A 1277-nucleotide genomic window follows, 5' to 3' on the forward strand; every position below is an offset into this window, starting at 1 on the left:
CCCCCCAGGAGGACGCGCGTGCGGCCGGTTCCCAACGGACTCGCGGACATCCCCGCCGACCAGGCCACAGTCCGCAGGTCCAACCTCTCCCTGGTGCTGCGGCACCTGCGCGAGCACGGGCCACAGTCCAGATCCGCGGTCGCCGCCGCCACCGGGCTCAACAAGACCACCGTGACCAGCCTGGTCGGCGAACTACGCGCCCGCGGACTGATCAGAGAGAACGGCCCCCAGCACGCCGGCGCGGTAGGCCGCCCCGGACTGGCCCTCACCCTCGACGGCACCAGAGTCGGCGCGCTGGGCCTGGAGATAAACGTGGACTACATCGCGGCCTTCGCCACCGACCTGGGCGGGCGGGTCCTCATCGACCGCCGGGTCGGCTTCGACGCGATGGGCTGCGACCCCGAACGCTCGCTGGACGAACTGGCCAGGCTCGCCCGCGAGGCCCTGGCCGAACTCAGCCTGCTCGGCATCCACGTAGCCGGGATCACCGTCGCCGTACCCGGCCTCATCGACGGCGCCAACGGCATCGTGCACGTGGCCCCCAACCTCGGCTGGTACGGCGTGCCCGTGGCCGAACGCCTCTCCTGGGACCTGGCCCCCCACATCGCCCCCACCATCCCGGTGACCGTGGTCAACGACGCCAACCTGGCCGCCCTCGCCGAATTCACCAGCGGCGTCGCGGCCGGCACCACCGACCTGGTCTACCTCACCGGAGAAGTCGGCGTCGGCGGCGGCATCATCGCCGGCGGCCGGCTGCTCGGCGGCGCCGACGGCTTCGCCGGCGAAGTCGGCCACGTCATGGTCGACTCCGCCGGCGAGCGATGCGGCTGCGGCCGCACCGGCTGCTGGGAGACCAAGGTGGGTCTCGCGGCACTGGTCCGCATGGTCACCCCCGACCACGCCTACGGCGTGCCGGACGGGATCGTCCGCGACCCCGAGGAACGGCTCGCCGAGATCGAACGACGCCAAGCCGAAGGCGACCCCCAAGTCGTCCACGCCCTCGCCGAAGTCGGCCGCTGGCTGGGCCTCGGCTCGGCCACCCTGGTCCGCCTGTTCAACCCCCGCGTGATCGTCGTCGGCGGCTACTTCGCCCGCCTCGCCGAACACCTGCTCCCCCGCGCCCAGGCCGAACTCACCCGGCTCGGCGTGACCGGGACCGTGGCGCACTGCACCTTCGTCGCCTCCGACCTCGGCTTCGGCGCCGCGTCCCGGGGCGCGGCCGGAGTCGTCGTGGACCGGGTGCTGGCCGACCCGACCGCGATCGAGATCCTTCCACC

1 protein-coding gene is annotated in these 1277 nt (G+C 73.1%); it reads left to right on the plus strand.

Annotation, left to right across the window (positions count from 1 at the left end):
* Positions 1 to 18: 18 nt before the first annotated feature.
* A partial coding sequence (locus ABGB08_RS54610) for an ROK family transcriptional regulator (RefSeq protein ID WP_347608523.1) occupies positions 19 to 1277 on the plus strand: 1259 nt, incomplete at its 3' end.

The organism is Acrocarpospora sp. B8E8, from assembly GCF_039871605.1.
In the GTDB taxonomy this organism is placed as follows: domain Bacteria; phylum Actinomycetota; class Actinomycetes; order Streptosporangiales; family Streptosporangiaceae; genus Acrocarpospora; species Acrocarpospora macrocephala.